Origin of the sequence: Citrobacter braakii (assembly GCF_002075345.1) — a bacterium.
Taxonomy (GTDB): domain Bacteria; phylum Pseudomonadota; class Gammaproteobacteria; order Enterobacterales; family Enterobacteriaceae; genus Citrobacter; species Citrobacter braakii.
In genome coordinates, this window is record NZ_NAEW01000008.1 from 39,269 (window position 1) to 52,306 (window position 13,038).

9 protein-coding genes and 3 tRNA genes are annotated in these 13,038 nt (G+C 53.0%); 8 read left to right on the forward strand and 4 right to left on the reverse strand.

Going from position 1 to position 13,038, the window contains the following annotated elements; genetic code table 11:
* The first annotated feature begins 99 nt into the window (after nt 1-99).
* Nucleotides 100-1,077: an elongation factor P--(R)-beta-lysine ligase gene (gene epmA, locus BZK42_RS17505; protein WP_080859581.1), complete on the forward strand. Its 978-nt coding sequence runs from the start codon at nt 100-102 to the stop codon at nt 1,075-1,077.
* A 213-nt stretch (nt 1,078-1,290) separates the two neighbouring features.
* A complete protein-coding gene (yjeM, locus tag BZK42_RS17510) occupies nt 1,291-2,793 on the forward strand; it encodes a glutamate/gamma-aminobutyrate family transporter YjeM (RefSeq protein ID WP_080859584.1) in 1,503 nt (500 codons plus the stop codon).
* Nucleotides 2,794-2,873: 80 nt separating this feature from the next.
* On the opposite strand, the gene mscM is transcribed toward yjeM, so the two are convergent.
* From mscM to rsgA, 3 genes are all read right to left on the reverse strand, one after another.
* Nucleotides 2,874-6,188 (reverse strand): miniconductance mechanosensitive channel MscM, encoded by a 3,315-nt coding sequence (gene mscM, locus BZK42_RS17515; RefSeq protein ID WP_016151404.1) that lies wholly within the window; start codon nt 6,186-6,188, stop codon nt 2,874-2,876.
* A gap of 17 nt (nt 6,189-6,205) precedes the next feature.
* Nucleotides 6,206-7,174 carry an archaetidylserine decarboxylase gene (gene asd, locus BZK42_RS17520; protein ID WP_080859588.1) on the reverse strand — a complete coding sequence of 323 codons (969 nt, stop codon included), beginning with the start codon at nt 7,172-7,174 and terminating at the stop codon, nt 6,206-6,208.
* A gap of 92 nt (nt 7,175-7,266) precedes the next feature.
* On the reverse strand, nt 7,267-8,319 hold the full coding sequence (gene rsgA / locus BZK42_RS17525; RefSeq protein ID WP_019078196.1) for a small ribosomal subunit biogenesis GTPase RsgA: 1,053 nt from the start codon (nt 8,317-8,319) through the stop codon (nt 7,267-7,269).
* Nucleotides 8,320-8,424: 105 nt separating this feature from the next.
* On the opposite strand from rsgA, the gene orn reads away from it, so the two are divergent.
* The 4 genes from orn to BZK42_RS17545 all read left to right on the forward strand — a co-directional run bounded on the left by orn (nt 8,425) and on the right by BZK42_RS17545 (nt 9,637).
* On the forward strand, nt 8,425-8,970 hold the full coding sequence (gene orn / locus BZK42_RS17530) for an oligoribonuclease (RefSeq protein WP_016151407.1): 546 nt from the start codon (nt 8,425-8,427) through the stop codon (nt 8,968-8,970).
* A 240-nt stretch (nt 8,971-9,210) separates the two neighbouring features.
* Nucleotides 9,211-9,286, forward strand: a tRNA-Gly gene (locus BZK42_RS17535).
* 156 nt (nt 9,287-9,442) lie between these two features.
* A tRNA-Gly gene (locus tag BZK42_RS17540) sits at nt 9,443-9,518 on the forward strand.
* A 43-nt stretch (nt 9,519-9,561) separates the two neighbouring features.
* Nucleotides 9,562-9,637 (forward strand) — tRNA-Gly (locus BZK42_RS17545).
* Between the two features lie 269 nt (nt 9,638-9,906).
* Here the strand turns inward: BZK42_RS17545 and queG are convergent.
* Nucleotides 9,907-11,046 (reverse strand): tRNA epoxyqueuosine(34) reductase QueG, encoded by a 1,140-nt coding sequence (gene queG / locus BZK42_RS17550; protein ID WP_016155506.1) that lies wholly within the window; start codon nt 11,044-11,046, stop codon nt 9,907-9,909.
* On the opposite strand from queG, the gene nnr reads away from it, so the two are divergent.
* Nucleotides 11,045-12,592 (forward strand): bifunctional ADP-dependent NAD(P)H-hydrate dehydratase/NAD(P)H-hydrate epimerase, encoded by a 1,548-nt coding sequence (gene nnr, locus BZK42_RS17555; protein ID WP_080859590.1) that lies wholly within the window; start codon nt 11,045-11,047, stop codon nt 12,590-12,592. The two genes, queG and nnr, sit on opposite strands and share 2 nt — an antisense overlap.
* The gene (gene tsaE, locus BZK42_RS17560) at nt 12,564-13,025 is read left to right on the forward strand and encodes a tRNA (adenosine(37)-N6)-threonylcarbamoyltransferase complex ATPase subunit type 1 TsaE (protein ID WP_016151410.1); all 462 of its coding nucleotides are present in this window, start codon (nt 12,564-12,566) and stop codon (nt 13,023-13,025) included. The genes nnr and tsaE overlap by 29 nt, the downstream gene beginning before the upstream one ends.
* The last annotated feature ends 13 nt before the right edge of the window (nt 13,026-13,038 follow it).

Below are 13,038 nucleotides of genomic sequence, written 5' to 3' on the forward strand. Positions count from 1 at the left end.
TTATCCAATTGCCAGTGTGGATTATTGGCGCGCGAAATTTGTCTCGTTAACGCGATACGAGTAGACTTCGTGCCCTTGTCTTAAATCGGAGAAACAACCATGAGCGAAACGGCAACCTGGCAGCCGAGCGCGTCCATCCCCAATCTGTTAAAACGTGCAGCAATTATAGCGGAGATTCGCCGCTTTTTTGCCGATCGTGGCGTGCTTGAGGTTGAGACCCCTTGTATGAGTCAGGCAACGGTAACGGACATCCATCTGTTCCCGTTCGAAACGCGTTTCGTCGGCCCTGGACACGCCCAGGGAATGAATCTCTATTTAATGACCAGCCCGGAATACCATATGAAGCGCCTGCTGGTGGCAGGATGCGGCCCGGTGTATCAACTGTGCCGCAGCTTCCGTAATGAAGAGATGGGGCGTCATCATAACCCTGAATTCACCATGCTCGAGTGGTATCGTCCGCACTACGATATGTATCGCCTGATGAATGAAGTGGATGATTTGCTCCAGCAGGTGCTGGACTGCTCACCTGCGGAAAGTCTCTCTTACCAGCAAGCCTTCCAGCGCCATCTGGAGATAGACCCGCTGTCTGCTGATAAAACCCAACTGCGGGAAGTGGCGGCGAAATTGGATCTCAGTAATATCGCCGATACCGAAGAAGACCGGGACACCTTACTGCAGTTGCTGTTTACGATGGGCGTTGAGCCGCATATTGGCAAAGACAAACCGACGTTTGTGTATCATTTCCCGGCCAGCCAGGCATCACTGGCGCAAATCAGTACCGAAGATCACCGCGTGGCTGAACGTTTCGAGGTTTACTACAAAGGTATTGAGCTGGCGAATGGTTTCCATGAATTGACCGACGCGCGCGAACAGCAGCAGCGGTTTGAACAGGATAACCGCAAACGTGCCGCGCGTGGCTTGCCGCAGCAGCCTATCGACACCAACCTGCTTGAAGCGTTAAAAGTGGGTATGCCGGATTGCTCTGGCGTGGCGCTGGGCGTTGACCGTCTGGTGATGCTGGCGCTGGGTGCAAAGAGCCTGGCCGAGGTTATCGCATTTACCGTCGATCGCGCGTAACGTCTCTCCTTCAATACAAAGTGGCGGTGAAATAGCCACTTTGTAGCATATTTTTTCATTTACCCTCTAATAGCCACAATTTACTCCTGGATATTTGATATCGTTCAGGTATCAATTCTGTGTTGATTTTTCTATCGCTGAACTCTGAAAAGAGGGCAGTGCCAACCGGTGAGTGGCGTTTGTTAAACGCTTGCCAGAGTAAGGGATGGTTTAATGACCCAAACAATAAAAAAGATGAGCCTTATAGGTCTCATCCTCATGATATTTACGTCTGTTTTCGGTTTTGCGAATAGCCCCTCCGCATTCTATCTAATGGGGTATAGCGCGATTCCGTGGTATATATTTTCTGCATTATTATTCTTTATCCCATTTGCTTTAATGATGGCGGAAATGGGGGCTGCCTATCGGAAAGAAGAGGGCGGAATCTATTCGTGGATGAATAATAGCGTTGGGCCACGCTATGCGTTTATCGGCACGTTTATGTGGTTTTCTTCCTATGTAATATGGATGGTAAGTACCGCAGCGAAAGTCTGGGTACCTTTTTCAACCTTCTTATTTGGCGCAGACATGACGCAGCACTGGCGTTTTGCGGGGCTTGAGCCTACGCAGGTCGTCGGGTTGCTCGCCGTCGGTTGGATGATTCTGGTAACCTGCGTGGCCTCCCGGGGTATTAATAAGATTGCTCGTATTACGGCAGTAGGCGGAATTGCCGTAATGTGTCTTAATTTAGTTCTGTTGTTAGTGAGTGTCGCTATTTTGTTATTAACTGGTGGTCACTTTGCGCAGGATATTAATTTCATCTCCTCGCCTAATCCGGGATATCAGTCCGGTCTGGCCATGTTGTCATTTGTTGTGTTTGCTATTTTTGCTTACGGCGGAATAGAAGCCGTGGGTGGATTAGTTGATAAAACAGAAAAGCCAGAAAAGAACTTTGCGAAAGGCATTGTCTTTGCCGCGATTGTCATTTCTGTCGGTTATTCACTGGCCATATTTTTATGGGGCGTTAGCACCAACTGGCAGCAAGTATTAAGCAATAGCTCGGTCAACCTCGGCAATATAACGTATATCCTGATGAAAAGCCTCGGGATGACGTTAGGTAACGCGCTGCATGTTTCTCCTGAAACCGCGATGGTGACGGGGGTGTGGTTCGCGCGTATCACCGGGCTTTCTATGTTTCTCGCCTATACCGGCGCTTTTTTCACGCTCAGCTATTCGCCACTAAAAGCGATTATTCAGGGAACGCCGAAGGCGCTGTGGCCAGCGCCGATGACCAAACTGAATGCCGTGGGGATGCCGACGACGGCAATGTGGTTGCAGTGCCTGCTGGTGAGCCTGTTTATCCTGCTGGTTTCGTTTGGCGGCGATACGGCTTCAGCGTTCTATAACAAACTGACGCTGATGGCGAACGTCTCGATGACGCTGCCGTATCTGTTCCTCGCGCTGGCGTTTCCGTTCTTTAAAGCCCGTACGGGCCTGGAAAGACCGTTTGTTGTCTTTAAAACCCGAGCGGCGACGTTACTGGCCACATCGGTGGTTGTGCTGGTGGTGACGTTTGCCAATGTGTTCACCATCATCCAGCCGGTGATTGAAGCTGGGGACTGGAACAGCGCATTGTGGATGACCGGAGGCCCGATCTTCTTCTCACTGTTGGCAATGGCGATTTATCAGAACTACAGCCGCCGCACGGCCAACGAGCCTGAGTGGGCGGTGGAGTAAACTTCCTGCTGAATCCGGCCTACAAAAATGATTCTTCGTAGGCCGGATTCGGCGAAGCTGCCATCCGGCATCATTTTTGTTTACAAACTCCCCGCCGGGCGACTGCTTCTGCCCGCAGAACTTAAGGTTCTTCCCGTTTGCTTACCGCCGAGGCTCTCCAGACGCATCTGGAACGGTGGGAACGGCATATCGATACCGTGCTCACGGAAGCCAGCCAGAATCAGCTGGTGGATTTCGTGGCGCAGCGGCATACGATGCCCCATCTCAGCGGCATAAATACGCAGTTCGAAGATTTGAATCCCTTGCTGCAGGTCAACCAGGAAGACTTCTGGCGCCGGGTTATCGATAACCAGCGAGCAGCGTTGTGCGGCAGTAAGGAGGATCTGCGTAACCTCCTCGCTGTTAGCCTCCGACGGTGCCGGGATGGTTAATACCACACGGGTGACCGAATCCGATAACGACCAGTTGATAAACTGCTCGGTGATAAAGGCTTTGTTGGGCACGATGATCTCTTTGCGGTCCCAGTCGCTGATGGTCGTGGCGCGGGTATTAATTTTCGTCACGCTACCGGTAAGATCGCGAATCGTCACTGTGTCGCCAATGCGGATTGGTTTTTCAAAGAGGATAATCAGGCCGGAAATAAAGTTGGCGAAGATCTCCTGCAAACCAAAGCCCAGACCGACACCGAGAGCCGCTACCAGCCATTGCAGTTTGGACCACTCAATACCGATCATTGAGAAGCCAACCAGACCGCCAATCAGCATCAGCAGGTACTTGGTGATGGTGGTGATGGCGTAACCGGTGCCGGGGGTTAAATCGAGATGTTGCAGCAGCGCCAGCTCCAGCAGCGCGGGCAGGTTGCGCACTAACTGGGTAGTGATGATAAACACCAGGATTGCGATAAGCACTGCACCCAGCGTTATCGGCTCTAAACTTTCCACACCCTGCACCGTGGAGGTGACATCCCACAACGAGATATTTTCCAGGAAGCCGAAAGCGGAATGAATTTCTGACCACAGCACAATGACCGAGAGCAGGGCGATAAGCATCAGGATAGAGCGCACCAGGCGCAGTGATTGCGCGCTGATAGCATCCAGATCCACTTCGCTTTCATCAACATCAATCGTGCCTTCAAGGCTGGTGGAATGCGCTGGTTCTTCTTCACCCCGTGCGCGCTGCGCCAGCATTTCGGCACGTCGATGCTTGGCGCGGTCAAACGCCAGTCGGCGGCGCTGGATCAGCATCCAGCGGCGGATAACGTGATACACCACCAGTAACAAGAACCAGATAGCTACGGACGTTTCCAGACGCGCCAGTAAAGCTTGCGACGTGGCGAGATAGCCCACTGCCGCAGCGAGAATGGCAATCAGCGGTGCGCCCATCAGCATATTCCACAGCATGCTGTTGACCATGTTATCGCTGTTGCCTTCTTTATCGAGGTACAGCGGTATCCCGGCGCGTTTCAGGCTCAGGGTCACGACCGCCAGCGCACCGCAAATCAGAATAAAGCACAGACGCCCCAGTGAGGCGGAGAATTCCCGGTCATTGAGATTATCAAACATAATCACCGCCATGATCAGCGGCACAATCAGCCCGATACTCATCAGGTAATAGTGCATGGCTTTCGCGACGCGGTTACGCGGCCAGCCAAAGTGGGCAATGAACAGACCGTTGGGGCGCGCAAAGGTGGCGCAAATCATTACTGCCCACAGCATGGGCACCGTGGCGGTAACGCCATCCCCGATAGCGACAGCTAATGGATAAGGCCAGGCTTCCTGCAATCCGTAACCGAGCGTTGCCCACAGCACCGGCAACGGAGAAGCGACGAGTATCGACCAGAACACCGTGCGTATCGTCAGCCAGAAGTGGTCCTGGGTGACTTTCCCGACCCGCGCAGATGAACGCTCCAAAAAACGGGTGAAGTGTTTGCGCGAAGAGAGGCTAAAGCCAACCAGCACCAATGCCGCGAAAAGCGGGAGCAGCGTTTCTTTGCTGGTCAGCATCATGATGCTGGCTTTGCCCAACTGATTAAACGTATCTAATGAGATCAGACGCCGCAGATCCTGGACGATGTCGACAGGCCAGGAGAGGGAGATGGGGCTAACGTCCGAGGTCCAGAACAGATAGCGGTGCGTTGCTTCGTTGACCTCTTTTAGCGCATCTTCCAGTTGGCTGTTAGAGACTTTGAGCTTGGTCAGCTCAAGGATCAGCGTATCGCCGCCCTGTAACAAAGAGTTCAGCAGCTCACGCTGGGTGCGTAACTGGGCGTTGAGAATGCTGCTCTGTTCAGCGGTCAGCGGTTGTCCATCGGCCTGATGAATCTGACGCAACTGCGGCTGTTTGTTGAGGAGATCCTCATAGCGCATACGGTGCACGCGAAGCTGCGCCATTTCAGTATCCAACTGCTGAGGCTTGGGCATTTCCGGTAAACGGGATACCTGCGCGCGCAGCGCTTCTCCCAGCATATTTGAGACCCCAAGCCACTGAGACTGCTCTCGCAGCGTATTCAATGCCTGGCGCACCTGCAGCGTTTGGCTGGCGGCTTGACGCTGTTGCGAGGCGACCAGGTCCATACGTTGCGCCTGCTGGTTTAATGCCTGAGACAGTTCGCGGTTAACCTTGAACTGGTCGACAATACCTTCCGGCAGTCCCGCGCTGTTTTCCGCCAACAGTTCGGTGCTTTCCAGCGCTCGCTCTGCTTCACGCTGACGTTGACTGTTGAGCTGGTTGCGCAAAGCCTGCAGGTAAGTATCGAGCTGCTGGCTCTGTTTTTCCGCCAGCTCTGAGCGCATACGCGCCAGCTCCTGGCGGTTATTAGCGGAAAGCTGCGCCAGCTCCAGTTCATCGACCAGGGCTTTGAGTTTGGCGGATTCAGCCTGCATCGCCTGATTCTGCGCGGGATTAGAGTTGGCGGTACCAATACGTCGCTCAAGCTCATTTAGCTGGCGGCGGGCATCGGTTTGCTGTTGAGGAAGCTGGCTTAACGAGTCTGCGATTTCCCGGGCGCGATCCTGCTCCTGCTGGGCCTGACGACTCTTTTCCAACAGTTGGCTGCTGACCTGGAGGATCTCCTGGTTTAACGCATCGGTGGTGAGTCCGGTTGGCACATTGCGCGGTTCGTCGCGCAGGTTGCTAAGCTGCGCGCGTAATGTTGCGGACAGCTTGGGGAAGTTATCAATAACCTGCTGATATTGCTGGGCACGCTCGAGAGAACCTTTACGCTCCTCGAGGGCATTCAGCGCGGACTGGAGAGCCTCAACGGTTTCTGGCTGAGCAGGTTTCGCCGCTTTTGCCTGCTCCAGTTCCTGGGTGAGTTGTTTGGCATCGGGGGCCGTCGCAGCGTACGCCCCCAGGCTGAGGCACCAGGCCATCAGAAAAGTGATAATCAGGCGCACAGCAGCGATTCCTATGTTTAACTTTCGTCTTTTTTGTCGTCAACCAGCGGGCTGGCGTCGTGTTCTGCTTCGATCTCTTCTTTCGCAAGCGGGGCAGGTTCTGCCGCTGGCGTCACGAATATCTCGGTCGAGATGGCCATTGGCTGGCCGATTTTGGTCACTGAAAGGTCCTGCAACTGCTCAACCAGGTTAACTTTGCCAGGCGCGAACAGGTTGATAACGGTGGAACCGAGCTTAAAGCGGCCCATTTCCTGACCTTTCAGCAGCGCCACCGACCCTTCGCTTTCACCTTCCGGCCAGGTCCAGCGTTTGATGACGCCTTCACGCGGTGGGGTAATGGTGCCAGCCCATGCGGTTTCAATACTGCCGACGATGGTCGCGCCGACCAGAATCTGCACCATCGGGCCAAATTCGGTATCAAACAGACAGATTACGCGTTCGTTGCGTGCAAACAGGTTTGGAACGTTTTGCGCAGTCAGGATATTTACAGAGAAGAGATCGCCTGGCACGTACATCATTTCACGCAGGATACCGTTACACGGCATATGTACACGGTGGTAATCGCGTGGAGATAAGTAAGTGGTCACAAACGTACCGTTGCGGAATTTGTCCGCCATCTGGTAGTTGCCGGCCAGCAGTGCTTCAAGGGTATAGCTGTGCCCTTTGGCCTGCAGTAGTTTGTCTTCTTCGATGTTTCCTAACTGGTTAATCACGCCGTCAGCAGGCATGACCAGTACGTTTGGATCGGTGTTAATCGGGCGAACGTCGTCGCGCAGTGGGCGAACAAAGAAGTCGTTAAAGGTGCGATAGCTGGCGGTATCCGGCTTTTGCGCCTCTTTCATATCGACCTTGTAATATTTCACGAACAGATCGATAACCAGTTTAGTCAGCCATCCTGCTCGTTTGCTCGCACCCCAACCCGCCAGGCGAGTGAGCCATAGTTTCGGCAGAATGTATTGTAGCGAAAGCTTAAATGAGTTTAACAAGGTAGCCTCCAGGCCATAATTTGTTCCCGATCCGGCATACGGGCCGGATCCTGAAAAAAGGGGGACGATTCTAGCGATGCTTAGCTTAGTTGTCAGTTGTCTGTATCAGAAAAGTTTTTACGTGTTTTTACCTGCGCCATGCTTTCCAGGATGCGGTGATAATTTTCAAACCGAGTTTCGGCTATTGCCCCTTTTTCTACGGCCTCACGGATAGCGCAGCCTGGGTCGGTATCATGCTTGCAGTCGCGGTATTTGCAGTGGCCCAGGTAGTCATGGAATTCGACAAAACCATGTGTGATTTGTTCCGGCTCCAGATGCCACAACCCGAACTCACGTACGCCAGGGGAGTCGATAACGTCGCCACCGTGCGGGAAATGATACAGGCGAGAGGCAGTGGTGGTGTGCTGTCCAAGGCCGGAGTTGTCGGAGACATCGTTGGTCAGGATCTCTTCCTGCAGGCCGAGAAGATTATTGAGCAGGCTAGATTTACCAACGCCCGACTGACCGGCAAAAATGCTGATGCGATCGGTTAATGCTTCTTCAAGCGGTTTCAGGCCGTCTTTCGTGCGGCTTGATACCATCAACACGCGATAGCCAATGTGGCGATAAATATCCATCTGTTCGTTAACAAAGGCCATGCCTTCATCATCCAGCAGATCGATCTTATTCAAGACGATAATTGGTTCAACGTGTAGCGTTTCACAGGCTACCAGATACCGGTCGATAATATTGAGTGACAGCTCGGGTAAGATGGCTGAGACAATAACGATCTGGTTGATGTTGGCGGCAATGGGTTTCACCCCGTCGTAAAAGTCGGGGCGTGTCAGTACCGAGGTACGCTCGTGTACCGCCTCAACGATGCCTTTGACATTCACGCCTTCTGCTGCTGCTTTTCCCGGGCGCCAGACAACGCGATCGCCGGTGACCAGCGAGCGAATTGTACGGCGGATGTTGCAGCGGTGAATCTCACCGTCAGCAGATTCCACGTCGGCATGCATGCCAAAACGGCTGATAACGATGCCTTCAGCGGTTTCGCCAAACAGGTTGTCGTCGTAGTCTGGCTTCTCCGTGGACGTTTTCAGACGACGCTGGTGATTGGCGTTCACACGGCGCTGTTGGCCTTTGGAGAGTTTATTCTTACTCAATCGGACTGACTCCTGGTCGCCCATAATGGGCAAAACATTTATGATACACGCAATTTTAGATGAATATAGTCACACTGAATGTGACGCTGAAGGGTGGAAAATAGCATGAGTGCCAATGAAAACAACCTGATTTGGATCGATCTGGAGATGACAGGTCTGGATCCCGAGCGCGATCGCATAATTGAGATAGCCACGCTGGTGACGGATGCCAACCTGAATATTCTGGCTGAAGGACCGACAATTGCGGTGCACCAGTCCGACGAACAGCTGGCATTAATGGATGACTGGAACGTACGTACGCATACCGGTAGTGGGCTAGTGGATCGCGTGAAGGCGAGCACCATGGGGGATCGTGAAGCTGAACTGGCTACGCTGGCTTTTTTGAAAGAGTGGGTTCCAGAAGGGAAATCACCTATCTGCGGCAACAGCATCGGTCAGGATCGTCGTTTCCTGTTTAAATACATGCCGGAGCTGGAGGCATATTTCCATTATCGCTATCTTGACGTCAGTACGCTGAAAGAGCTGGCGCGTCGTTGGAAGCCGGAAATTCTTGCTGGCTTCACCAAGCAGGGAACGCATCAGGCGATGGACGATATTCGTGAATCTGTTGCTGAGCTTGCTTACTATCGCGAACATTTTATTAAGCTTTGATTTTGTGGATGGCCGGACGGCGCTGCGGCTTACCCGGCCTGCGAATATCGTTCCTGCGCGCTTGCACTGAGGCTGGATTGTCGCTAAATTAGACGACTTGCCGATAAATTCAGCACTTAAACAGAAAAACGAAAAAATCGCTTTTAGGGGGGTTGCAGCTAAACGGATTTCTCGTATAATGCGCCTCCCGTAACGACAGAGAATTACACGTTACGGCAGCAGCAAAAGCAGTACAAATTTGCGGGAATAGCTCAGTTGGTAGAGCACGACCTTGCCAAGGTCGGGGTCGCGAGTTCGAGTCTCGTTTCCCGCTCCAAAATTTGAAAGTGCTTGTAAAGCACAGACCACCAATCGCAGAATTTCGAATTGCGACAAGGCGGCAACTGAATGAGTCCTTAGAAGCTTACCGAAGTAAGTGACTTAGGCGAATGAAGGCAGCCAACGCAGTAGTGGTTCGAAAGACGAAGATTAAGCGGGAATAGCTCAGTTGGTAGAGCACGACCTTGCCAAGGTCGGGGTCGCGAGTTCGAGTCTCGTTTCCCGCTCCAAAATTTGAAAGTGCTTATGTCTACAAAGCACAGACACACCCAAGCGGGAATAGCTCAGTTGGTAGAGCACGACCTTGCCAAGGTCGGGGTCGCGAGTTCGAGTCTCGTTTCCCGCTCCAAATTCTTACCCCAATAAAAATATCCACAGCGAATAAATACGTTGGGGACGTTTTGTTTCGTCATTGACATACTCTTGTAAACAGACTTATCCACAGGTTCGGGTATTATTCCTGGAATGCAAAAAACTTAGTCGGGTGAATAGTATCATTTTAACTCTTTGAAAATATTGAATTAATTATCATTTCAAATTGTTAATGCGATCACTTGACGATTTTTTCCCTCTTGAATATCAATGTGTTTTTATTTTTATACACAAGCTGTGGATGACTTAAGCGTCACGCGGCAGACCCTTTTCAATGACCCTGACCAAACGTTGTTTCTTCGGTAACTGCACTTCAACTACGCAGGCATTTCGCTTCTCGATTTGCTGAGCAACCGCCCACTCTATGTGTTCGTCGAGAAGTGGGTGCTCACCTCTGCGACTTTCCAGCGCGTGAATAACGGCTTCATCCCATGGGGCATTACCCAGCGCAACAGCGATATTTCGCAGCCAGCGCAGGTGACCAATACGACGAATAGCAGACCCCTCCGTGACTTTTAAAAACCACGCTTCGCTCCAGCTAAACAGCTCTATTAACTCTGGAGCATGAAGTTGTTTGCGTGGGTTGAAGTCATCCTCTGTCGTCAACTGAGAGTAACGGTTCCACGGGCAAATGAGTTGGCAATCATCGCAGCCGTAAATTCGATTCCCCAACAGGGGACGAAACTCTTCCGGGATCGCACCTTCCAGTTCGATAGTGAGATAAGAGATACAGCGGCGCGCATCTACCGTGTAGGGTTCAACGATGGCTCCGGTGGGACAGATGGTCATACAGGCGACGCATTTCCCGCATCCTTCTTCTACTGGGTTGTCGACCGGCAGGGGCAAATCGATCAGTAATTCCCCGAGAAAGAAAAATGAACCGGCTGCGCGATTGAGGATAAGTGAGTGCTTACCTGTCCAGCCAAGCCCGGCTTTTTCCGCTAATGGACGCTCAAGAATGGGCGCAGAATCGACAAAAGGTCTAAAATTCAGCGAAACGCAGTGCTGTTGAATCCTCTCTCCCAGCTTTTTTAAGCGGTTACGCAGCAGTTTATGGTAGTCACGCCCAAGCGCGTAACGGCTGACGTAACCCAGAGAGGGGTTTTTCAACGTGCTGGCAAAGGCCGCATTGGCAGGAAGATAGTTCATACGTACGCTGATGACACGTAGCGTACCGGGTAATAATTCGTGAGGTCGGGCGCGCATCATGCCGTGACGGGCCATCCAGTCCATCTCGCCGTGATAGTGTTTATCCAGCCAGGCCTGCAGTTTGGGCTCCGCTTCGCTGAGGTCGGTATCAGCAATACCGACCTGCTGAAAGCCAAGCTCCAGCCCCCACTGCTTAATATTTTGCGCTAACTGATTGAGATCGAGGGGCTCTGACATGACGGACCATACAATGAAGAAAAACCCCGCAAGTATACCACACTCCATTTGGCACGCCGATGACATCAGGCGGATGGAGCGAGAGGCGGCAGACAGTTTAGGACTGACGTTGTACGAGCTGATGCAACGGGCGGGAGAGGCGGCGTTTCAGGTCACCCGCGAGACATATCCAAACGCTCAGCACTGGCTGGTGCTATGTGGTCATGGCAACAACGGTGGTGATGGTTACGTGGTGGCAAGGCTTGCCAAAGCTCAGGGGCTTGATATTACGTTGCTGGCACAGGAGAGTGATAAAGCGCTCCCTGAGGAAGCACAGCAGGCGCGCGACGCCTGGCTTAACGCCGGTGGCGTCATTCATGCTGCGGATATCAATTGGCCAGATCGCGTGGACATCATTATTGATGCGCTGTCAGGCACGGGCTTAAAACACGCGCCGCGTGAGCCTCTCTCGGCATTGATCGAACGTGCCAATCACCATCCTGCCCCTGTCGTGGCGATAGACATTCCATCCGGCCTGCTGGCGCAGACGGGCGCGGCGCCGGGCGCGGTTATCAATGCGGCGCACACCGTGACCTTTATTGCGTTGAAGCCTGGTCTGCTAACCGGTAAAGCGCGCGATGTCACCGGACGCCTGCATGTTAACGCACTCGGACTGGACGACTGGCTGGCGGGGCAGAACGCGCCGCTGCAACGGTTTGATGCTCAACAGCTTGTACACTGGTTAACGCCGCGTCGACCCACCTCGCACAAAGGCTCCCACGGTCGGCTGGTGATCATCGGTGGTGACCACGGCACGGCTGGCGCAATACGCATGGCCGGTGAAGCGGCGCTGCGTGCAGGAGCCGGGTTGGTCAAAGTGCTGACCCGAAGTGAAAATATTGCGCCTATTCTGACTGCCAGACCGGAACTGATGGTCGATACGCTGACGCCGCAGACTCTGGAGGAGAGCCTGGCGTGGGCGGATGTTGTGGTGATAGGACCAGGGCTTGGTCAGCAGGAATGGGGTAAAAAAGCGCTGCAGAAGGTAGAGAATTTTCGCAAACCGATGCTCTGGGATGCGGATGCGCTGAACCTGCTGGCAATCAACCCCGATAAACGTCACAATCGCGTGATCACGCCGCATCCTGGTGAAGCCGCGCGACTTCTGGGCTGTTCCATTGCAGAAATTGAAGACGATCGATTACTTTGTGCACAACGTCTGGTAAAACGGTACGGAGGCGTCGTCGTGCTGAAAGGCGCGGGTACGGTTGTTGCTGCCGAACAGGCCGAATTGGGTATTATTGATACCGGCAATGCTGGAATGGCCAGCGGCGGAATGGGTGATGTGCTTTCCGGTATTATTGGCGCATTGCTCGGACAGAAGCTTACCCCGTATGATGCGGCATGTGCGGGCTGTGTCGCGCACGGTGCGGCGGCGGATGTGCTGGCGGCGCGTTTTGGTACGCGCGGCATGCTGGCGACAGATCTCTTTACCACGCTACAGCGTATTGTTAACCCTGATGTGATTGACGTTTATCATGATGAATCGAGTAATTCCACTACCTGATGAGCAGGCGACTTTAGACCTGGGACTGCGGGTAGCCAAAGCCTGTGATGGCGCGACGGTAATTTATTTGTACGGCGACCTGGGGGCGGGTAAAACCACTTTCAGCCGGGGATTCCTGCAGGCGTTAGGTCACAAAGGAAATGTAAAAAGCCCCACCTATACGCTGGTTGAACCCTATTCGCTCGATAATTTGATGGTATATCACTTCGATCTGTACCGACTTGCGGACCCAGAGGAGCTGGAATTTATGGGGATCCGCGATTATTTTGCCAATGACGCCATCTGCCTGGTGGAATGGCCGCAACAAGGTAAAGGTGTACTGCCAGACCCGGACGTCGAAATACACATTGAATATCAGGCGCAAGGTCGAGAGGCGCGCATAAGCGCAGTCTCCTCATCGGGTGATTTATTGCTGGCGCGTTTAGCCGATTAACCTTAAGGGTGGC

Coding starts and splice junctions, on each gene's coding strand:
- epmA (WP_080859581.1), top strand. CDS start 100: ATGAGCGAAACGGCAACCTGGCAGCCGAGCGCGTCCATCCCCAATCTG.
- yjeM (WP_080859584.1), top strand. CDS start 1,291: ATGACCCAAACAATAAAAAAGATGAGCCTTATAGGTCTCATCCTCATG.
- orn (WP_016151407.1), top strand. CDS start 8,425: ATGAGTGCCAATGAAAACAACCTGATTTGGATCGATCTGGAGATGACA.
- nnr (WP_080859590.1), top strand. CDS start 11,045: ATGACGGACCATACAATGAAGAAAAACCCCGCAAGTATACCACACTCC.
- queG (WP_016155506.1), bottom strand. CDS start 11,046: ATGTCAGAGCCCCTCGATCTCAATCAGTTAGCGCAAAATATTAAGCAG.
- tsaE (WP_016151410.1), top strand. CDS start 12,564: ATGATGAATCGAGTAATTCCACTACCTGATGAGCAGGCGACTTTAGAC.